14 protein-coding genes are annotated in these 16920 nt (G+C 57.9%); 6 read left to right on the plus strand and 8 right to left on the minus strand.

Features of this window, described 5'->3' with window-relative positions; all coding sequences use genetic code 11:
• Positions 1-26: 26 nt before the first annotated feature.
• The 4 genes from dapB to grpE form a co-directional block, all read right to left on the minus strand.
• Positions 27-830 (minus strand): 4-hydroxy-tetrahydrodipicolinate reductase, encoded by an 804-nt coding sequence (gene dapB / locus AUC60_RS10575; RefSeq protein ID WP_027900312.1) that lies wholly within the window; start codon positions 828-830, stop codon positions 27-29.
• A gap of 12 nt (positions 831-842) precedes the next feature.
• The gene (gene dnaJ, locus AUC60_RS10580) at positions 843-1979 is read right to left on the minus strand and encodes a molecular chaperone DnaJ (RefSeq protein ID WP_087266764.1); all 1137 of its coding nucleotides are present in this window, start codon (positions 1977-1979) and stop codon (positions 843-845) included.
• Between the two features lie 324 nt (positions 1980-2303).
• Entirely contained in the window at positions 2304-4223 is a 1920-nt protein-coding gene (dnaK, locus tag AUC60_RS10585) for a molecular chaperone DnaK (RefSeq protein WP_087266505.1), read from the minus strand.
• Between the two features lie 103 nt (positions 4224-4326).
• The gene (gene grpE, locus AUC60_RS10590) at positions 4327-4890 is read right to left on the minus strand and encodes a nucleotide exchange factor GrpE (protein WP_087266507.1); all 564 of its coding nucleotides are present in this window, start codon (positions 4888-4890) and stop codon (positions 4327-4329) included.
• A 272-nt stretch (positions 4891-5162) separates the two neighbouring features.
• On the opposite strand from grpE, the gene recN reads away from it, so the two are divergent.
• Positions 5163-6836, plus strand: coding sequence for a DNA repair protein RecN (gene recN / locus AUC60_RS10595; RefSeq protein WP_087266509.1), 1674 nt, complete (start codon positions 5163-5165; stop codon positions 6834-6836).
• 176 nt (positions 6837-7012) lie between these two features.
• On the opposite strand, the gene fur is transcribed toward recN, so the two are convergent.
• Positions 7013-7420 carry a ferric iron uptake transcriptional regulator gene (fur, locus tag AUC60_RS10600; RefSeq protein WP_087266767.1) on the minus strand — a complete coding sequence of 136 codons (408 nt, stop codon included), beginning with the start codon at positions 7418-7420 and terminating at the stop codon, positions 7013-7015.
• Positions 7421-7518: 98 nt separating this feature from the next.
• Here fur and AUC60_RS10605 point away from each other — a divergent pair, with 98 nt between their 5' ends.
• Complete coding sequence (locus AUC60_RS10605) at positions 7519-8028, plus strand: outer membrane protein assembly factor BamE (RefSeq protein ID WP_087266511.1); 510 nt, start codon at positions 7519-7521, stop codon at positions 8026-8028.
• A gap of 69 nt (positions 8029-8097) precedes the next feature.
• On the opposite strand, the gene AUC60_RS10610 is transcribed toward AUC60_RS10605, so the two are convergent.
• Complete coding sequence (locus AUC60_RS10610) at positions 8098-8409, minus strand: RnfH family protein (protein ID WP_087266513.1); 312 nt, start codon at positions 8407-8409, stop codon at positions 8098-8100.
• Complete coding sequence (locus AUC60_RS10615) at positions 8402-8836, minus strand: type II toxin-antitoxin system RatA family toxin (RefSeq protein ID WP_087266770.1); 435 nt, start codon at positions 8834-8836, stop codon at positions 8402-8404. The genes AUC60_RS10610 and AUC60_RS10615 overlap by 8 nt, the downstream gene beginning before the upstream one ends.
• A 329-nt stretch (positions 8837-9165) precedes the next feature.
• Between AUC60_RS10615 and smpB the strand changes: the two genes are divergently transcribed.
• Complete coding sequence (gene smpB, locus AUC60_RS10620; protein ID WP_027901440.1) at positions 9166-9648, plus strand: SsrA-binding protein SmpB; 483 nt, start codon at positions 9166-9168, stop codon at positions 9646-9648.
• A gap of 215 nt (positions 9649-9863) precedes the next feature.
• Here smpB and AUC60_RS10625 read toward each other — a convergent pair whose 3' ends face one another.
• A complete protein-coding gene (locus AUC60_RS10625; protein WP_087266515.1) occupies positions 9864-10631 on the minus strand; it encodes a GntR family transcriptional regulator in 768 nt (255 codons plus the stop codon).
• Positions 10632-11039: 408 nt separating this feature from the next.
• Between AUC60_RS10625 and AUC60_RS10630 the strand changes: the two genes are divergently transcribed.
• From AUC60_RS10630 to AUC60_RS10640, 3 genes are all read left to right on the plus strand, one after another.
• Entirely contained in the window at positions 11040-12731 is a 1692-nt protein-coding gene (locus tag AUC60_RS10630) for a lactate permease LctP family transporter (RefSeq protein ID WP_087266516.1), read from the plus strand.
• Positions 12732-12794: 63 nt separating this feature from the next.
• Complete coding sequence (gene lldD, locus AUC60_RS10635) at positions 12795-13940, plus strand: FMN-dependent L-lactate dehydrogenase LldD (protein WP_087266518.1); 1146 nt, start codon at positions 12795-12797, stop codon at positions 13938-13940.
• A gap of 90 nt (positions 13941-14030) precedes the next feature.
• On the plus strand, positions 14031-16841 hold the full coding sequence (locus tag AUC60_RS10640) for an FAD-binding and (Fe-S)-binding domain-containing protein (protein WP_087266520.1): 2811 nt from the start codon (positions 14031-14033) through the stop codon (positions 16839-16841).
• Positions 16842-16920 lie beyond the last annotated feature (79 nt).

Here is a 16920-nt window from a genome sequence, read left to right on the forward strand (position 1 = left end):
GGTTGCGCCTCTTTTGCAGCCGTCAATCAGTGCAGATCAAGCACGTCCTGCATGTCATACAGACCCGCCTCGCGACCCTCAAGCCACATTGCCGCCCTGACTGCGCCCTTAGCGAAAGTCATGCGGCTGGACGCCTTGTGTGTAATCTCGACGCGCTCGCCTTCGGAGGCAAACAAGACGGTGTGATCACCCACAACGTCACCGGCTCGAATAGTCGCAAAACCAATGGTCTGACGATCACGGGCACCGGTCTGACCTTCACGACCGTAGACAGCAACCTTTTCCAGATCACGACCCAGCGCATTGGCAACCACCTCACCCAATCGCAGCGCCGTACCGGACGGTGCGTCGACCTTGTGACGGTGGTGCGCCTCAATGATTTCGATATCGACATCATCACCCAGCACGCGAGCAGCAGTGTCGAGCAACTTCAGGCAAAGATTCAGACCGACGCTGAAGTTGGCGGCGAAGACGATCGGAATCTCTTTGCCCGCTTCGGCAATACGCTGCTTTTCTTCAGCCGTAAAACCCGTGGTGCCAATGATCATGGCCTTGCCTGCCTTACGGCAGAACGCCAGATTTTTCAGCGTCACCGAAGGGTGCGTAAAGTCGATCAGCACATCGAACTCATCAGCCACTTTGGCCAGATCACCCGACAGCGGAACGCCGATACGACCCAGCGCAGCCAATTCGCCAGCGTCAGCGCCAACCAGCGTGCTGTCAGGCCGATCGATCGCCGCTGTCAGACCAGCGCCCGGCGCCTGCTGAACAGCCTCGATCAAAATCTTACCCATGCGCCCGGCGGCGCCCATCACAGCAATACGTCGCATGTCCTGCTCCCGTTACAAATCGCCGAAGAAACGCTTCACACCGTCAAACCAGCCAGTGGCTTTCGGGGAGTGAGAACTGTCGCCTTCCAGCGTTGAGCGGAACTCTTCAAGCAGTTCACGCTGACGACGGCCCAGATTAACCGGAGTCTCGACAGCAACGCGGCACATCAAATCACCCGCACCACCGCCACGCACCGGAGCGACACCCTTGCCACGCAAACGGAACTGCTTGCCGGTCTGGGTACCCTCAGGGATCTTCAGTTTGACGCGACCATCCAGTGTTGGCACTTCCAGCTCACCACCCAGGGCGGCGTCAGTGAAGCTGATCGGCACTTCGCAGAACAGATGCTTGCCGTCACGCTGGAAGATCGCGTGCTCGCGCACGTTGATCACCACGTACAGGTCACCCGTTGGCCCACCTTGCGTACCCGCCTCGCCTTCGCCGGAAAGACGAATACGATCGCCGGTATCAACCCCAGGCGGTACTTTCACAGCGAGGGTCTTGTACTCTTCGACGCGGCCTTCGCCATGGCAGGAATCGCACGGATCGGAAATGATCTTGCCGTTGCCGTGGCAGCGCGGACAAGTTTGCTGCACCGAGAAGAAACCTTGCTGCATGCGAACCTGGCCAATACCACCACAGGTCGGGCACGTAACAGGCGAGGAGCCTTTCTTGGCACCCGAACCGTCGCAAGGCTTGCAGTTAACCAGCGTCGGAACGCGGATATTGACCGAGGTGCCGCGCACGGCCTCTTCGAGGTTCAGCTCAAGGGTGTAGCGCAGATCGCTGCCACGCTGAGCGCCGCCACGACCACCGCCACCGCCCCGGCCACCGCCGAAGAAGTCACTGAACACATCGCCGAAAATGTCGGAGAAGTTCGCACCGCCCGCGCCACCGCCAAAACCGCCGCCCCCCATGCTTGGGTCGACGCCAGCATGACCATACTGGTCGTAGGCTGCGCGCTTGCTGGCATCGGACAGAACTTCGTAGGCCTCGTTGGCCTCTTTGAACAGTTCTTCCGACGCTTTGTCATCAGGATTGCGATCAGGGTGATGCTTCATCGCCAGACGACGATAAGCTTTCTTCAGATCAGCCTCGCTGGAGCCTCGCTCCACCCCCAATACTTCGTAATAGTCACGCTTAGCCATAAATTCTTCCGCACTCTTGAGGACGTCCGGCAAAACCCTCCTGAGCCTTGCCAAACTCGTTGAGCCCCATACAGGCCCGGACCCAACTCACGTCAATTCAACGATCCTGGTCTTCATTTCACCGGCCAGACTGACCGGGAAAGCGGCAGAACAAGCCGTATGCAGGAGCATGACGACCTTGCCACATCGGCTTGCGGTACATACCGCAGGCCGCAAAAAATTCGTCTGTTCCAGACACGCCAACGCGGGAGCAAGCTCCCGCGCGGCGACATCCTACCAGCGACCGCCCGAAAACGGTCAACTGGCTTGCAAGTGAGCCTGCGCTTACTTGTTTTCTTTTACTTCTTCAAACTCTGCATCGACAACGTCGTCAGCAGGCTTGGTTTCTTCCTTCGCAGCCTGGGCACCCGCTTCCGGTTGCTCTGCCTGCTCGGCGTACATCTTCTGAGCCACTGGCGCGGAAACCTTGGACAGCTCTTCGACTTTGGCGTCGATGGCAGCCTTGTCGTCGCCTTTGACAGCAGCTTCAAGAGCAACCAGCGCAGCTTCGATCGCAGTTTTTTCTTCTGCGGTCACTTTGTCGCCCGCGTCGGAGATCATTTTGCGAGTCGAGTGAACCAGTGCGTCGCCCTGGTTACGCGCGGTCGCCAGCTCTTCGAACTTGCGGTCTTCTTCAGTGTTGGCTTCAGCATCACGGATCATTTGCTGAATTTCTTCGTCCGACAGACCGGAGTTAGCCTTGATCACGATCGACTGCTGCTTGCCGGTCGCCTTGTCTTTGGCGCCTACGTGCAGGATGCCGTTGGCATCGATGTCGAACGTTACTTCGATCTGTGGAACGCCACGCGGTGCTGGTGGAATCTCGGCCAGGTCGAACTTGCCCAGGGACTTGTTCTGAGCGGCCTGCTTACGCTCACCTTGCAGCACGTGGATGGTCACGGCGTTCTGGTTGTCGTCAGCAGTGGAGAACACTTGCGATTTCTTGGTAGGAATCGTGGTGTTCTTGTCGATCAGAGCAGTCATCACACCGCCCATGGTTTCGATACCCAGGGTCAGCGGGCTAACGTCCAGCAGCAGAACGTCTTTAACGTCGCCAGCCAATACTGCGCCCTGAATAGCAGCACCCATCGCAACTGCTTCGTCCGGGTTAACGTCCTTACGAGCTTCTTTACCGAAGAACTCGGTCACTTTCTGCTGTACCAACGGCATGCGAGTCTGGCCACCGACCAGGATCACGTCGTTGATTGCGCTGATGTCGATACCGGAGTCTTTCAACGCGAGACGGCAAGGCTCGATAGTGCGCTGAACCAGGTCTTCAACCAGCGATTCCAGCTTGGCGCGCGAGATCTTCACGTTCAAGTGCTTTGGACCGGTTGCGTCTGCAGTGATGTACGGCAGGTTAACGTCGGTCGAATTGCTCGAGGACAGCTCGATCTTGGCTTTCTCAGCGGCTTCTTTCAGGCGCTGCATCGCCAGCGGGTCACCCTTGAGGTTCATGCCGCTTTCTTTCTTGAATTCGTCAACGAGGTAGTCGATCAGACGGATGTCGAAGTCTTCACCACCCAGGAACGTGTCACCGTTGGTTGCCAACACTTCAAACTGGTGCTCGCCATCAACTTCCGCGATTTCGATAACCGAAACGTCGAAAGTACCGCCACCCAGGTCATAAACGATGACAGTGTGGTCGCCCTTCGCTTTGTCCATACCGTAAGCCAGAGCGGCTGCGGTTGGTTCGTTGATGATACGTTTTACGTCCAGACCGGCAATACGACCGGCGTCTTTGGTGGCCTGACGCTGGCTGTCGTTGAAGTAAGCCGGAACGGTGATCACCGCTTCGGTTACTGCTTCGCCCAAGTAGTCTTCAGCGGTTTTCTTCATCTTCTTCAGAATTTCCGCAGAAATCTGAGGAGGCGACATTTTCTTGCCGTTGACTTCAACCCATGCGTCGCCATTGTCAGCTTTGGCGATTTTGTACGGGACCATCTGAATGTCTTTCTGAACGACTTCTTCTTCGAACTTACGACCGATCAGACGCTTTACCGCGTACAGGGTGTTGTGCGGGTTGGTGACCGCCTGACGCTTGGCCGATTGGCCTACCAGAATCTCGCCATCGTTGGCATAAGCGATGATCGAAGGTGTGGTACGAGCGCCTTCGGCGTTCTCGATAACCTTGACGGTGCCGTTTTCCAGAATGGAGACGCAGGAGTTGGTGGTCCCCAGGTCAATACCGATAATTCTGCCCATCTTTGAATCTCCCGAAATTTTGAATTTGGTTGCCGCAACTGCGTTTACAAATTGCGGTAGCTCTTAAACGCTTGGCCTATAAATGGGGGCCAGACAGCTGATTTCAAGCCTGCTCATCAATTGATGGCTGAACAGGCGATGGAGCCTTGCTGACCACGACCATGGCCGGGCGCAGCAGGCGACCATTAAGCTGGTAGCCCTTCTGAAACACTTTCAAAACGCTGTTTGGTTCAACATCTGCGCTTTCCTGCATGGCCATTGCCTGATGGTGCTCGGCATTGAATGGCTGGCCATGCGGATCAATCGCTTCAAGGTTGTAACGCTTGAGCGTGTCGCCAAACATTTTCAGCGTCAGCTCGATACCTTCACGCATCGGACGAATGCTTTCGTCGTCCGGGCTGGACAGGTCCAGACCACGCTCAAGGCTGTCCACGATCGGCAGCAAGTCACTCGCAAACTTCTCAAGTGCAAACTTGTGAGCCTTTTCTACATCCTGTTCTGCACGGCGGCGGACGTTCTGCAAATCCGCAGCCACACGCAGGGACTGGTCCTGTGCCGCAGCCAGCTGCTCTTCGAGCACTTGCACGCGGGTGACCAATTCTTCACCGGTAACCGCTTCGGCAGCCTGGTCCTGGGTCTGCGCATCCAGATTCTGTTCGTCAGCCATAGATTTCTCCTTTCAATACGTCCGCGACCTCAAATCGCGCTTCTGCCCCCCTATATGGGAGCGGAATTTTCAGCTTCAAGAGCAAATTTCAACAGATCGACAAAAGTCCTCACAAAACCTCCGGCCAAAGCCAAGTCCTTATCGCACTTGAACAAATCGCCAAATGGACTAAAAAAAGCTTGCTCCCGAACGAATCGAGCTAAATCAGGGCATTGTCACCGACAAATAAAACACTGTATAAATAACCAGACTTATCGCTTGGGAGCCACTCCATGCTGGTGCACCTTTCCGTACATAACTACGCCATCGTTGAACATCTCGATCTTGAGCTGGACCGCGGCATGAGCGTGATCACCGGTGAAACCGGGGCTGGTAAATCGATCATGCTCGACGCCCTCGGCCTGACCCTGGGCGACAGAGCCGACAGCGGCGTGGTTCGGCCCGGCGCGGATAAGGCAGACATTCTGGCGACCTTCGATCTGGTCGACATTCCCGAAGCGCAAACCTGGCTGCAAGAGCGTGATCTGGACAACGACGGCCCGTGCATCCTGCGCAGGGTCATCACCGCCGAAGGTCGCTCGCGCTCCTACATCAATGGCACGCCCTGCCCTCAAGGTGACTTGAAAGCACTGGGTGAGCTGTTGATCGACATTCACAGCCAGCACGAACATCAATCGCTGCTCAAGACTGACACTCACCGTCGTCTGCTGGATGAGTACGCAGGCGCCACTGATCTTGCCCGCCAGGTACAGCTTGCCGCCCAGCGCTGGCGGCAGACCCGCCAGGAGCTGGACAAACTCTCCAACTCCGGCGACGAGCAACGCGCGCGCCATCAGCTTCTGAGCTATCAGCTTGAAGAACTGGAAAGCCTCAGCCTTGGCGAGAATGAGCTGGAGCAGCTTGAGCAGGAACAGAAAACCCTGACCAACGCCGAAAGCCTGCTGAGTATTTGCCGTCAGGTGGTCGAGCAGTGCAGCGAGAACGATTCCGGGAATGTATTGAACGCGCTGACCGCCAGCCTGCATCGCCTTGGCAGCGTCAATGACTCGCCGACCGCTTTGAGCGAAGCCACCAATCTGCTGTCCAGCGCACAGATTCAGGTAGAAGAAGCGGTCGGCGAACTCAACCGCTTCCTTGATCACTTCGACGCTGATCCGGCTCGCCTGCAGCAGCTTGAAGAACGTCTCGACGCCATCTATACCCTGGCGCGCAAACATCGCATCCAGCCGACGGAGGTCGCAACGCTTCAACAGAAGCTGCTGGACGAGATCGAAACACTGAATGCCAACGACGAAGCGATCGAGCGACTGGAAAATGAATTGTCGTCGTTCGCACGTCACTATAAAGAGAAGGCCCGGGAACTGAGCGACCTGCGCCATCGCGCAGCACCGGAACTGGCAGCTGCCGTGGAGCACGAAATCCAGCGCCTTGGCATGCCCGGCGGACGGTTCAGCATCGAGCTCAAGGCCAACCCCGAGAAAGAATTGCTGCCCAACGGCCTTGAACAGGTTGAACTGCTGGTTAGCGCCAACCCTGGCCAGCCGCTCAAAGCGCTGGCCAAAGTGGCGTCGGGCGGTGAGCTCTCAAGGATCAGCCTCGCGATTCAGGTGATCACTGCGCAGACATCTCGAGTACCGACATTGGTCTTCGACGAAGTGGATGTCGGGATCGGCGGCCCCACGGCTGAAATCGTCGGCCAATTGCTGCGACGCCTGGGTGATCGCGGGCAAGTCATGACGGTGACTCACTTGCCGCAGGTAGCAGCGCAGGGACACCAGCATCTGTTTGTGCACAAAGTCCGCGACAGCGAAGCAACCCGCACTGCTGTATCAAAACTGAGCAAGAATGAGCGTATCGAAGAAGTCGCGAGGATGCTGGGCGGGATCGACCTGACCAAAGAATCGCTGGCCCATGCGAAGAAAATGGTCGTGACAGCCAAGAGCTGATGACGCTTATTCATGACGTGGGACCGGCTTCAGCCGGGAAGAGGCCTGACCAGCCGCTGCATGTGCGTCGTCAGAAATACCGCCTTCCCGGCTAAAGCCGGTCCCACGTCGTCAGGTTCTCCAAAACGCACAAAGGCGACCCTAGGGTCGCCTTTGCTGATTGCATCAAAAAAGACTTAGGCCTTTTTCATGCGCACATAGAGCACCAAGTTGTGATCCACCAACTCGAAGCCGTGCCGCTCGACAATCGCTTTCTGAAGCTTTTCGATTTCTTCGTCGAAGAACTCGATCACTTCTCCGGATTCCACGTTGACCATATGGTCGTGGTGGCCGCCGTCAGCCAGTTCGAATACCGCATGTCCACCGTCGAAATTGTGGCGAACCACTAATCCGGCCGCTTCGAATTGGGTCAGTACACGGTAAACCGTGGCCAGTCCGACGTCCTCGCTAGCTTCCATCAGTGCCTTGTAAACATCCTCGGCACTCATGTGGCGCTGCTCGGCGGAATCGAGCATCTGTAGTATTTTGACCCGTGGCAGGGTCACTTTAAGTCCGGCTTTTCGTAGTTCGCTATTTTCAACCATGGTCAGCTTTCTCGCAGACGCTGCTTCGCAGCTTCTCTTAATGCAGGTATGATCGGGGTTTACGTTGTCCCAGCCAAGATAGTGGAAGTCGCCCACCGATGCAAAACACCAAGCTCCTGCTAACCAGTTTCACCCTTGTGGGACTGCTCGCACTCGCCGGTTGTTCATTCCCCGGGGTTTACAAAATCGACATCCAGCAAGGCAATGTCGTCACGCAGGACATGATAGACCAGTTAAGGCCGGGAATGACCCGACGGCAAGTACGGTTTATCATGGGCAACCCCCTGCTGACCGATACTTTCCATGCTGATCGCTGGGATTACCTGTACAGCCTGCAGCCTGGTGGCGGTGAACGTCAGCAAGAGCGCGTATCGCTGATCTTCAATGGCAATGACCAATTGGTCAGCCTGTCCGGCGACTTCATGCCGGGCGTGAGCCGCGATGAAGCCATTCTTGGCAACGACGGCAGCTCAACTGCTACGCCAGAGCAGCCTAAAGAAGAACCTGCCAAGCCAGGCTCGCTGCTGGATCAGATCCAGCAAGACGTCGACAAAGTCGAGACCGTCCCTGTTCCTACCCAGGAACCACTGGAAGTCTCGCCGCAGTAAAAGCATTACTGCAGCAACAAAAAAGCCCGGCATGCCGGGCTTTTTGCTGTCTGCGTATCGCCAAAGAGGCTAAAGCCCGCTTTCTTTTCTGGCCTTCGCGGCTTTGGCAGCGCGCAACCGACGAATCTCCTTGGGGTCAGCCAAAAGCGGGCGATATATCTCAATCCGGTCGCCCTGCTCGACTATGCGCTCCTGACTTACAGCCTTGCCGAAAATCCCCACAGGGCACTGCGTCAGGTCCAGCTCGGGAAACTCATTGCCAAACCCTGAAATCAGCAGTGCCTGCTGAACAGTCGAGCCTGCTGGAATCTCAACGGCACGCAACAGCTGTCGATCTACTCCAGCGTGCACCACCTCGATCGTTAGCATCGCTTCAACCATGCAACTCTTTCGCTCGCTGACAGAACGCGTCCACCAGCGTATTAGCCGCCTGATTGAACAATGGCCCAAGCGTGGCGCGAACAATGGGGCCAGCGTAATCAAACGACAGGTCGAGACTGATCTTGCAGGCTTTTTCGCCCAGCGCCTTGAACGTCCAGACGCCATGCAACTGCTCGAATGGCCCTTCGACCAGATCCATCACGATGGACTGCCCAGGCACCAGCGTGTTTTTCGTAACAAAATGCTGGCTTAAACCGCCCTTGGCGATTTCCAGGCTGGCGCGCATGTGCTCCTCACTCACCTCCAGCACTTTAGCGTCAGAGCACCAAGGCAAGAATTCGGAGTAGCGCTCTACATCATTGACCAGGTCATAGAGAGCCTTGGCCGGATAGGGCAAAAGAGCGGAACGTTGAATATGCGTAGTCATGTCAGCGTCAATTCCAAAGCTGTGCGGCAAGTACATCAAGGATGCCGAACGGCGCCACATAGCGCATCAAAAAAACGTCAAAGCAAGGAGCGCCAAGGCCCGTCACCCAACCTGCGGATACTGCAAACACACGTCACCTTGGTGAACAGCGTGATGAACAAATCGACCTGGCGAGCCAGCATCGGTTCGAATGAAATATTAGTCACCTGTGCTTCAGGGCTAGAAATACTCGCCCGAAGCAGCGCGCATTGTCCGGGATTCAATCAACGCGCTCAAGCATGCAGCTTCCCGTAGCCGACATTGAAGCGAGTCCCTATAATGCGTCGCCTATGGCTAAGCTCAAGAAACACCCTACAGGGACCATCGCGCAAAATAAAAAAGCGCGTCACGATTACTTCATCGAACACAAGTTCGAGGCCGGTCTGGTCCTGGCTGGCTGGGAAGTAAAAAGTCTGCGTGCCAACAAGGTACAGCTGGTCGACAGTTACGTGCTGCTCAAAGATGGTGAGGCCTGGCTGATGGGTAGCCACATTTCGCCGTTGACGACTGCCAGCACGCACGTCATCGCTGACCCGACACGTACCCGCAAACTGTTGCTCAACCAGCGCGAGCTTGAAAAGCTGACGTCATCGGTTCAGCAGAAAGGCTATGCCTGCGTGGCTCTTTCCCTTTACTGGAAGCAGCACTTGATCAAGTGCGAAATTGCTCTGGGTAAAGGCAAGAAGGAATACGACAAGCGCCACACCGAGCGTGAGCGCGATTCCGATCGCGAGCTGCAACGTGCCGTGCGGACCAAGGGCAAGGATGATTAGGCTTAGCGCCTGATTCATTACTCTGCGAGGCTCTATTTGCAGGCGCGACCTCATGTCTGCCTGCAAATAGGGCCCTCGACGTGGGACCGGCTTTAGCCGGGAAGGCGGCATTTCTGACGACACATTTTTAGTGACTGTAACGGCCTCTTCCCGGCTAAAGCCGGTCCCACGACAGATGGGTTAGCACAGACTCAACGCCCTGTTGGTCTATCTGATCACATCCCATTCCGCCGCTCCGCCCGAGCCGTGCGTTGCGCCTGCTGCCGCACTTCTTCCAGCACTTCCTGCACGTACAGCAAATGACGACTGGAAATATCACGCGCATCGTCCGCGCGCCCTTCGATAATGGCTGTGTATAACTCCCGGTGCTGACTGATCAGCATGTCGCGGGTTTCGCTGCGCTGTTTGTACATCCCGCCAATGTTGATCACCACGTTGCGTTTGAGCAGATCGAACAACCCGCGAATGGTGTGCAGCAAAATGGCGTTATGACTCGCTTCGGCGATAGCCATATGAAAGCTCGCATCTGCTGCGCCCTCCTCTGCCCGGCTAACTTCGCCTACCCGCGTGTAGCAATCCTGCAAAGTGTCGAACGCTAACCGCAGACGCTCGCGATCCACATCCGTGGCGCGCATCGCCGCGTAGTAGGCGCAGGACGCTTCAAGCGTGTGACGGAACTCCAGCAGGTCGCGCTGCGCATCCGGGCTGCTTTCCAGCAGATGCAGCAGCGGATCGCTGAACGTCGAGCCAATGTTCTCCACTACATAATTGCCGCCGCCCTGGCGGCTGATCAACAGGCCTTTCGCGGTCAGCTTCTGGATCGCTTCGCGCAAGGAAGGCCGGGAAACACCAAATTGCTCAGCAAGCGTACGCTCGGCGGGCAAGCGCCCGCCTGACTTGAGCGTGCCCTCAAGAATCATTCGTTCAAGCTGCTCGACAATATCGTCGGACAAACGGCGCTGACGCACCTGATCAAAGCCCATCACTCTCACTCCACTTCCCCGATCGTGTTACCGGGCGCGCGTATTCTGGCTGATTGCCGCCTTTCAAGCACCCGCCAGATAGCGCCCGAAAAGCCATATCAGCGGCTCATTTAACAGGGTCTTCTACGAAAGTCGCACCACTGCAAATTGACACATCAATAGCAAGGCTTCTACGCTAGCGACTAGACATTGTAAATTGGTATTACCAATTATCCAATGCCAGTATCAGTAGCTACTCTCTACTGCGCTGCAAGAACCTTTCAAGATGATGAAAGGCTTGAACTGGTGAGCTGTGCGATTCGTTCGTCAGCGTCGGCAGGACGTCCAGTACCCTGGGCGTCAGACCGAAGCCTCGCACGTAAGACACGGAATACCGGGCCTATCCAAAAACAATTAGGGGCCTCCCATATGCAAACCTGGCAACAGCTCTATACCCCCTTGGGCAGTCTTGGCCTTTCGGCCGCCGCTGCACTCATACCCATCGTGTTTTTCTTTCTGGCATTGGCCGTCTTCAGGCTCAAAGGGCACATCGCTGGCAGCATTACGCTGGCGTTATCGGTGCTGGTCGCGATCTTCGTGTTCCAGATGCCGGCTGGCATGGCGCTCGCGGCCGCTGGATACGGGTTTGCCTATGGGCTGTGGCCCATCGCATGGATCATCGTGGCTGCGGTGTTCCTCTACAAACTGACCGTCAAAAGCGGGCAGTTCGAGATCATCCGCAGCTCCGTCATGTCCATCACCGATGACCAGCGCATCCAGGTGCTGTTGATCGCGTTTTGTTTTGGGGCCTTTCTGGAAGGCGCAGCAGGGTTCGGCGCACCGGTGGCAATTACCGCTGCGTTGCTAGTCGGCCTTGGCCTTAACCCGCTTTATGCGGCGGGCCTGTGCCTGATTGCCAACACCGCGCCGGTGGCTTTCGGCGCACTGGGCATTCCGGTGATTGTGGCGGGGCAGGTATCGGGCATCGACCCGTTCAAGATTGGCGCCATGGCGGGGCGGCAATTACCGTTCCTGTCGGTGTTCGTGCCGTTCTGGCTGATGTTCATGATGGATGGCGTCAAGGGCGTTAAAGAAACCTGGCCCGCTGCGCTGGTCGCAGGCGTGAGCTTCGGGGTTACCCAGTACCTGACCTCCAACTACATTGGCCCGGAACTGCCGGACATCACCTCGGCACTGGTGAGCATGGTTGCCCTGACCTTCTTCCTGAAAGTCTGGCAGCCCAAAAAAGCGGGCGAAACCGTAGTCAGCAGTTTGGGCGGCGCAGCCGTAATGGGCAGCCCTGGCGGATTCGGTCAGCCACCCACCTCAGTCAAATCGCCCTACACCATGGGCCAAATCATCAAGGCTTGGTCGCCGTTCCTGATTCTCACCGTGATGGTCACCATATGGACACTGAAGCCCTTCAAGGCAATGTTCCTCGCCGGTGGTGCCTTGCAGGCGTGGACGATGAACATCCCGATTCCGTACCTCGACCAACTGGTGATGAAAACCGCACCTATCGTCGCCAAGGCGACAGCCATGCCTGCGGTGTACAAGTTCGACCTGATCGCGGCATCGGGCACGGCAATTCTGTTCTCCGCCATCCTGGCGATGATCGTGTTGCGGATTACTCCGAGCACCGGTCTGACCACTTTCAAGGAAACCCTGAAAGAACTGCGCTGGGCCATCGTGTCCATCGGCATGGTGTTGGCTTTTGCCTTCGTCATGAACTACTCGGGCATGTCCTCGACTCTCGCCCTGGTATTGGCCGGGACCGGCGCGGCCTTCCCGTTCTTCTCGCCATTCCTGGGTTGGCTAGGCGTGTTCCTGACCGGTTCGGACACCTCGTCCAACGCGCTCTTCGGCTCGTTGCAAGCGACCACCGCGCATCAGGTGGGCGTCAGTGATGTGCTGATGGTCGCCGCCAACTCCACGGGCGGCGTGACGGGCAAGATGATTTCCCCGCAGTCCATCGCCGTTGCCTGCGCCGCGACCGGGTTGGTGGGCAAGGAGTCCGACCTGTTCCGTTTCACCCTCAAGCACAGCATTTTCTTCGCCACCATTATTGGCTGCATGACCTACGCCCAGGCGTACTGGTTCACCGGCATGCTGGTGCACTGATGAAACAAGCGCCGGGCGCACTGAGCGCGCCCGGCTGCCCACCCACTCAAGTTGTGAGAGCCCATGATTATTTCCGCTTCCACTGACTACCGCGCCGCAGCGCAACGCAAGCTGCCGCCATTCCTGTTTCACTACGCTGACGGCGGCGCCTACGCCGAGCATACGTTGCGCCACAACGTCTCGGACCTGGCTGGCATTGCTCTGCGCCAACGCGTGCTGAAGAACATGTCCGAACTGAGCCTGGAAACCTCGCTGTTCGGCGAATCCATGAGCATGCCCATGGCGCTCGCGCCCATCGGCCTGTGCGGCATGTACGCCCGGCGCGGCGAAGTACAAGCAGCGCGCGCGGCAGCCGCCAAAGGCATTCCGTTCACCTTGTCCACCGTGTCCGTCTGCCCGATAGAAGAAGTCGCCCCGGCCATCGACCGCCCCATCTGGTTTCAGCTCTACGTGCTCAAGGACCGCGGCTTCATGCGCAATGCCCTTGAGCGGGCCAAGGCTGCCGGAGTCAAAACGCTGGTGTTCACCGTCGACATGCCGGTGCCCGGAGCACGCTACCGTGACGCCCATCACGGTATGAGCGGTGCCAACGGCCCGATGCGCCGGGTCCTGCAAGCCATGACTCACCCGCAATGGGCGTGGGACGTGGGCATCAACGGCCGCCCGCACGACTTGGGCAACATCTCGACCTACCGTGGTAACCCCACCGGCCTTGCCGACTACATTGGCTGGCTGGGCAACAACTTTGATCCGTCTATTTCTTGGAAGGACCTGGAATGGATCCGCGACACTTGGGACGGCCCGATGCTCATCAAAGGCATTCTGGACCCGGAAGACGCCCGCGACGCGGTGAAATTCGGTGCCGACGGCATCATCGTGTCCAACCATGGCGGCCGTCAGCTCGACGGCGTGCTGTCCAGCGCTCGCGCCCTGCCCGCCATCGCTGACGCCGTGAAAGGTGATTTGAAGATCCTCGCCGATTCCGGCATTCGCAGCGGGCTGGATGTGGTGCGCATGATCGCACTGGGTGCCGATGCCGTACTGATCGGCCGCGCGTTCATTTACGCCTTGGCCACCCACGGCGAGGCAGGCGTGAAAAACCTGCTCGACCTGTTCGAAAAGGAAATGCGCGTGGCCATGGTGCTGACCGGGGCCAAATCCATCAGCGAGATTTCCCGCGACTCGCTGGTTCGTGAACTGGGCGCCTGAGCTCATGTATCAAAACGCACGCGGCACGCCAGATGCCGCGGCGTCGCTAATCCAGAAAACCTGAGCACCTGACTGCCTGAGGAAGACCGCATGAGCCTGCCCGCCTCCTTCCTGACCGAAGCCCACCACCTGATCCCTGCCGATCGCCGCTTCGACGATCCACTTTCAACGCTGGCCTTTGGCACCGACGCGAGTTTTTACCGGCTGATTCCCAAGCTGGTGATCCGCGTTGAATCCGAAGATGAAGTGGTCGCCTTGCTCAAACTGGCCCAGCGCGAAAACGTCCCGGTGACCTTTCGCGCCGCGGGCACCAGCCTCTCCGGCCAAGCCATCAGCGATTCAGTGTTGTTGATACTGGGCGACAACTGGAACGGCCGCGAAGTGCGCGAGCACGGCACGCAAATCCGCCTGCAACCGGGTGTAATCGGCGCACAGGCCAACGTCTGGCTCGCGCCATTTGGTCGCAAGATCGGCCCAGACCCGGCGTCCATCAACGCCTGCAAGATCGGCGGCATCGTCGCCAACAACGCCAGCGGCATGTGCTGCGGCACCGCGCAAAATACTTACCACACGCTGGCCGGTATTCGCGTGGTACTGGCCGACGGCACCCGCATCGATACTGAAGACCCAAACAGCGTTGCAGCCTTTCGCGTCAGCCATGCCGACCTGCTGGAACAGCTCGCCAGACTGAGCCGCGAAACTCGCGCCAACACCGAACTGGCCGCGAAGATCCGCCATAAATACCGCCTGAAAAACACCACCGGCCTGTCACTCAACGCACTCGTGGACTTCAATGAACCGCTGGATATCCTCAGCCACTTATTGGTCGGTTCCGAGGGCACGTTAGGCTTTATCAGTGCAGTGACCTACGACACCGTCATCGACCATCCCAACAAGGCGTCGGCACTGATCGTCTTCCCGGATGTGGAAACCTGCTGCAACGCCGTCACCGTCCTGAAAAGCCAGCCCGTGGCCGCCGTCGAACTGCTCGACCGACGCAGCATGCGCTCGGTACAGGACAAACCCGGCATGCCCGCTTTCGTCCGTGAACTGTCGGCAAACGCCTGCGCGCTGCTGATAGAAGCACGCGCTGCGTCCAGCCCGTTGCTGCACGAACAACTGGCGCAGATCATGGCCTCGCTGGCATCTTTTCCCGTGGAGAAACAGGTCGACTTCACCGAAGACCCGCTGGAAAACGCCCGCCTGTGGGCCATCCGCAAAGACACCTTCCCCGCCGTCGGTGCAGTCCGCCAGACCGGCACCACGGTGATCATCGAAGACGTGACCTTCCCCGTCGAACAACTGGCCATCGGCGTGCGCCGCCTGATCGCGCTGTTCGACAAACACCAGTACGACGAAGCCATTCTGTTCGGCCACGCCCTGGAAGGTAATCTGCACTTCGTGTTCACCCAGGGCTTCAACAACCCAGAGGAAGTCGCCCGCTATCAGGCGTTCATGGAAGACGTCGCGCAATTGGTGGCGGTCGAGTTTGGCGGCTCGCTCAAGGCCGAACACGGCACCGGCCGCAACATGGCGCCCTTCGTGGAATTGGAGTGGGGCCACGACGCCTATCAATTGATGTGGCAACTCAAACGGCTGCTCGACCCCAACGGCATTCTCAATCCCGACGTGGTGCTGAGCACCGATCCGCAGATCCACCTCAAGCACCTGAAACCGCTGCCCGCTGCGGATGAAATCGTCGACAAATGCATCGAATGCGGTTTCTGCGAACCGGTCTGCCCTTCCAAGGGCCTGACCCTCAGCCCACGCCAACGCATCGTGATCTGGCGTGACATTCAGGCGCGCAAACGTGCGGGCATCAACACCGACGAACTGGAAAAGGCCTACCACTATCAAGGCATCGAAACCTGCGCCGCCACCGGCCTGTGCGCAAAACGCTGCCCGGTCGGCATCAATACCGGCGAGCTGATCAAGAAGCTGCGTAGCCAGGAGGCCAGTCAGCCACAGGCTGCGGGCTGGATGGCCAATCATTTCAAAACCGTGCTGCAGGGCGCACGCTTCACCCTGCATGCCGCCAATGGCGCACGCATGCTGCTCGGTGCGCCGCGTCTCGCCAAATTTTCCGCCGCGCTGAGCAAAGCCTCCGCAGGGCGCGTGCCGCAATGGTTCCCGGCCATGCCGCAGCCCGAACAAGCGATACGTTTCACACCGCCCGTTGAAGATCAGCGCCCGCGAGTGGTTTACCTCGCAGCCTGCGTATCCCGGGTCATGGGCCCGGCTGCGGGTGACAAAGAACAGATGTCGCTATTGGATAAAACCCGTGGCCTTCTCGAAAAAGCAGGCTACCAAGTAGTGTTCCCCGAAGATCAGGACAACCTGTGCTGTGGCCAGCCTTTTGCGTCAAAAGGTTACAACGAGCAGGCCGATAGCAAACGTGAGCAGCTACTGGCGGCGCTAAGCAAAGCCAGCCGTGGCGGGCTTGATCCGATCTATTGCGACACCAGCCCCTGCACTTTGCGCCTTGTGGAAAACCTCAAAGACACCCGCTTGGACCTCTACGATCCCGTGCGCTTCATCCGAACGCACCTGCTCGACAAACTAACCTTCACACCCCAGCAAGAACCGATCGCCGTACACGTCACCTGTAGCACGCAGCACCTGGGCGAAAGCCAGGCGCTGATCGAGCTGGCGCGCCTGTGCAGCATCAACGTGGTCATCCCGGAAGGTATCCATTGCTGCGGCTTCGCGGGGGATAAAGGCTTCACAACCCCGGAGCTGAACACCCACTCACTGCGCACGCTTAAAGACGCGGTCCAGCACTGCAACGAAGGCATCTCCACCAGCCGAACCTGCGAGATTGGACTGTCACAACATGGCGGTATTGACTACCACGGGTTGGTCTATCTGGTAGATCGCGTCACACAGGCCAAAATTGCCTGATCGCGACCTGGTAGCGGCAATCGCCCCATTTTGGTGCCCTTATCGCGAAATATGGCTTTTTCACATGAGTATGAAAAAA

This window comes from Pseudomonas caspiana, assembly GCF_002158995.1.
GTDB lineage: Bacteria > Pseudomonadota > Gammaproteobacteria > Pseudomonadales > Pseudomonadaceae > Aquipseudomonas > Aquipseudomonas caspiana.

What these genes read in the sequence shown, in the direction of transcription:
- dapB (WP_027900312.1), bottom strand. Translation starts at nt 830, where the DNA reads ATGCGACGTATTGCTGTGATGGGCGCCGCCGGGCGCATGGGTAAGATT.
- dnaJ (WP_087266764.1), bottom strand. Translation starts at nt 1,979, where the DNA reads ATGGCTAAGCGTGACTATTACGAAGTATTGGGGGTGGAGCGAGGCTCC.
- dnaK (WP_087266505.1), bottom strand. Translation starts at nt 4,223, where the DNA reads ATGGGCAGAATTATCGGTATTGACCTGGGGACCACCAACTCCTGCGTC.
- grpE (WP_087266507.1), bottom strand. Translation starts at nt 4,890, where the DNA reads ATGGCTGACGAACAGAATCTGGATGCGCAGACCCAGGACCAGGCTGCC.
- recN (WP_087266509.1), top strand. Translation starts at nt 5,163, where the DNA reads ATGCTGGTGCACCTTTCCGTACATAACTACGCCATCGTTGAACATCTC.
- fur (WP_087266767.1), bottom strand. Translation starts at nt 7,420, where the DNA reads ATGGTTGAAAATAGCGAACTACGAAAAGCCGGACTTAAAGTGACCCTG.
- AUC60_RS10605 (WP_087266511.1), top strand. Translation starts at nt 7,519, where the DNA reads ATGCAAAACACCAAGCTCCTGCTAACCAGTTTCACCCTTGTGGGACTG.
- AUC60_RS10610 (WP_087266513.1), bottom strand. Translation starts at nt 8,409, where the DNA reads ATGGTTGAAGCGATGCTAACGATCGAGGTGGTGCACGCTGGAGTAGAT.
- AUC60_RS10615 (WP_087266770.1), bottom strand. Translation starts at nt 8,836, where the DNA reads ATGACTACGCATATTCAACGTTCCGCTCTTTTGCCCTATCCGGCCAAG.
- smpB (WP_027901440.1), top strand. Translation starts at nt 9,166, where the DNA reads ATGGCTAAGCTCAAGAAACACCCTACAGGGACCATCGCGCAAAATAAA.
- AUC60_RS10625 (WP_087266515.1), bottom strand. Translation starts at nt 10,631, where the DNA reads ATGGGCTTTGATCAGGTGCGTCAGCGCCGTTTGTCCGACGATATTGTC.
- AUC60_RS10630 (WP_087266516.1), top strand. Translation starts at nt 11,040, where the DNA reads ATGCAAACCTGGCAACAGCTCTATACCCCCTTGGGCAGTCTTGGCCTT.
- lldD (WP_087266518.1), top strand. Translation starts at nt 12,795, where the DNA reads ATGATTATTTCCGCTTCCACTGACTACCGCGCCGCAGCGCAACGCAAG.
- AUC60_RS10640 (WP_087266520.1), top strand. Translation starts at nt 14,031, where the DNA reads ATGAGCCTGCCCGCCTCCTTCCTGACCGAAGCCCACCACCTGATCCCT.